Source organism: Photobacterium sp. OFAV2-7 (assembly GCF_022347985.1).
Classification (GTDB): domain Bacteria; phylum Pseudomonadota; class Gammaproteobacteria; order Enterobacterales; family Vibrionaceae; genus Photobacterium.
Genome location: NZ_JAKRFQ010000689.1, coordinates 1 through 2,885, shown reverse-complemented (window position 1 = coordinate 2,885; position 2,885 = coordinate 1). Strand labels below are relative to the sequence as shown.

The window sequence follows — 2,885 nt, the reverse complement described above, 5'->3', positions numbered from 1 at the left end:
GGTGCACTTTCAGTGCTGGATGAGAACGGGATCAGCGCCCCTGATCAAATGTCGTTAATCGGCTTTGATGATGGTCTCATTGCCAAATACCTGCATCCAAAACTCACAACAGTACGTTACCCAATTCAGATGATGGCAGAACAAGCCGCCCTGCTTTCACTTCGACTGGCAAAAGGAGGCAACGTTGAAAGTGAAACACGAATGTTTGTGCCCACTCTGGTCCGCCGCTTATCAGTAAGTAAAACTGAGAGTTAATTTATATAAGCAAGGTTACACGTGATTTAGAATTGACCAATAACAAAGCCCCTACTGAAATATCAGTTGGGGCTTTTTACTATCTGTTTAGCTAGGGGAAAATTGACCTAAACTTCCGAAAACCGATAAACGGTACTATGTTGATAACTTTGTTCAGGTTTCAAAATGCACGACGGTTGTGGCCATTCAGGGTGATTTGGCGAATCGGGCAGAAACTGCGTTTCAAGTGCAAATCCAGCCAAATTAGCATATTGACTCCCTGAGCGGTTGGGGCAACCGATAAGAAAGTTTCCGATGTATAGCTGTATTGCTGGTTTTGTCGTCTCAATCTCCAACATGAGCTTACCATCCGGCGAAGTCGCCCGGGCAGCCACCGTCTCACCGCCTTGACATTCATCGTTAAGCAAGAAGGAATGATCATAACCTGACGCCCGTTTTTGATCCTCATCAGCCATATAATCCTGGCCGATAAGTTTACTTACCGTAAAATCAAACCCTGTATTGACAACAGGTTTCAATCCTTCCTGCGGAATACCTCTATTATCTGTTGGCAGATAATATGCGGCATTAATCTCCAACTGATGGGCTAGGCAGTCATGCCCTGCTTCCGCTCCCATTAAATTAAAATAGGCATGATTAGTTAAGTTTACCGGGCAGGGCTTATCAACCGTGGCGGAGTAGTGAATAGTTACCTCATTATCATCAGTCAGCTCATAGCGTACCCGGGTAGTGAGGTTTCCAGGAAAGCCCTGATCTCCGTCTGCCGATTGTAAAGAAAATATCAATACTTGTGGTTCTGCCAACTCCACTTGCCAACGACGCTGATCAAAACCATTTGGACCGCCGTGAAGACAGTTGCCCGCCTGGTTGGTTTTCAGCTGATAATCCTGCTCTTGATAACTGAACTGCCCGGCTCTGATACGGTTGGCATAACGACCAACCGTCGCACCAAGATAGGCCATTTGCTGCTGATGTTGTGGCATAGAACTAACTCCCAGCAACACTTCCCTGGACTGGCCTTCCACCAGCACCTGACAGCTCAACCAGGTTGCCCCGATATCCATAAAAGTGACGGTCATGCCTTTTGCATTGGTCAGGCTAAACACCTGGGCTGGGCGACCATCATAGGCCGCCTCTGCTGTCATGGATTCCTTTAAGTTATTTTCTACCGCCATAGTCACACCTCACCCGGCCTAAGCCGCTACCGTATTTAATACGTTAACTACGCCGGCGCCTGCCATGGCTTTGCAAACATAAATCGTTTCTTTTAGACCAGTTTCTGCTTCATACGTCGCTTCGATGGCCGCCTTTACTTCATCAACGAGCGCTGGCGGCATGATTGATACCACACAACCGCCGAAGCCGCCGCCGGTCATGCGTACACCGCCCTGTTCCCCAATCACTTTCTTCACTGTTTCTACAATAAAGTCGATTTCAGGAACTGTAATTTCAAAGTCATCGCGCATTGAAGCGTGGGATTCAGCCATCAGCTCCCCCATGCGCTTCATATCATCATTGCCCAGTGCAACAGCGGCTTCTTCTGTACGATCGTTTTCAGTAATAACGTGTCGAGCGCGCTTAGCTACCGTCTCGTCTAACTCTGCAACACGGGCATTGAACTGCTCGATAGTCACATCACGTAAGGCTTCCACCTCAAAGATACGTGCGGCTTCTTCACACTGCTCGCGACGAGTGTTGTATTCGCTGTCTACCAAGCCGCGCTTTTTATTAGAGTTGATGATCACAACCGCCATGTCTTCTGGCATAGAAACCGCTTTGGTTTCTAGCGAACGACAGTCGATAAGCAGTGCGTGGTTCTCTTCACCTTCAGCAGAAATTAACTGATCCATGATACCGCAATTACAACCAACAAATTCGTTCTCCGCTTGTTGGCCAATTAGGGCAACCTCCTGCTGAGAGATAGACAGATTGTACAGTGTTTTGAATGTCTGACCGATTACCACTTCAAGTGCAGCAGATGAACTGAGGCCGGCCCCCTGCGGTACGTTACCGCTGACAGAGATATCAGCACCACCGAACTTGTAACCACGACCACGTAAACACTTCACCACCCCCTTAATGTAGTTGATCCACATACAGTCTCTGTCGAAAGTAATCTCTTCAGTCAAATCAAATTCTTTTGTTTCGTTGGCATAATCCACAGAAACAACACGAACGATGTTATCACTACGACGTGCAGCAGCAACGATTGTCTGGTAGTCAATCGCACATGGTAGAACGAAGCCGTCATTGTAGTCTGTGTGCTCACCAATTAGATTTACACGACCAGGTGCTTGAACAATATGCGTGGCCTTGTAGCCTAGTACATCAACAAAGGACGCACTCACCGCATCAATTAATGTTTGGGATTTAGGATTGGTCATTTTTTAATTCCTGCTAAGTTCTGCTTATTGTTCACGAAAGTGGATATCGCTTAGTGCGCGTAGTTTGTCTGCCGCCTGTTCAGCAGTCAGGTCACGCTGGCTTTCTGCCAACATTTCGTAGCCCACCATAAATTTACGTACAGTCGCAGAGCGAAGCAGTGGTGGGTAGAACAATGCATGAAGCTGCCAATGGCCAGTTGATGTGTCGCCTTCTTTGAAGAAAGGCGCATAGTGCCAGCCCATTGA

4 protein-coding genes are annotated in these 2,885 nt (G+C 47.5%); 1 reads left to right on the top strand and 3 read right to left on the bottom strand.

Annotation, left to right across the window (positions count from 1 at the left end; translation table 11 throughout):
- Positions 1 to 255 (top strand): substrate-binding domain-containing protein (locus MHN01_RS23120; protein WP_239413700.1); only part of this gene is annotated, 255 nt, incomplete at its 5' end.
- A gap of 107 nt (positions 256 to 362) precedes the next feature.
- Here the strand turns inward: MHN01_RS23120 and galM are convergent.
- From galM to galT, 3 genes are all read right to left on the bottom strand, one after another.
- Positions 363 to 1,430 (bottom strand): galactose-1-epimerase, encoded by a 1,068-nt coding sequence (gene galM / locus MHN01_RS23115; RefSeq protein WP_239413698.1) that lies wholly within the window; start codon positions 1,428 to 1,430, stop codon positions 363 to 365.
- A gap of 18 nt (positions 1,431 to 1,448) precedes the next feature.
- The gene (galK, locus tag MHN01_RS23110) at positions 1,449 to 2,639 is read right to left on the bottom strand and encodes a galactokinase (RefSeq protein ID WP_239413696.1); all 1,191 of its coding nucleotides are present in this window, start codon (positions 2,637 to 2,639) and stop codon (positions 1,449 to 1,451) included.
- 24 nt (positions 2,640 to 2,663) lie between these two features.
- A partial coding sequence (gene galT, locus MHN01_RS23105) for a galactose-1-phosphate uridylyltransferase (RefSeq protein ID WP_239413695.1) occupies positions 2,664 to 2,885 on the bottom strand: 222 nt, incomplete at its 5' end.

Coding starts and splice junctions, on each gene's coding strand:
- galM (WP_239413698.1), bottom strand. CDS start 1,430: ATGGCGGTAGAAAATAACTTAAAGGAATCCATGACAGCAGAGGCGGCC.
- galK (WP_239413696.1), bottom strand. CDS start 2,639: ATGACCAATCCTAAATCCCAAACATTAATTGATGCGGTGAGTGCGTCC.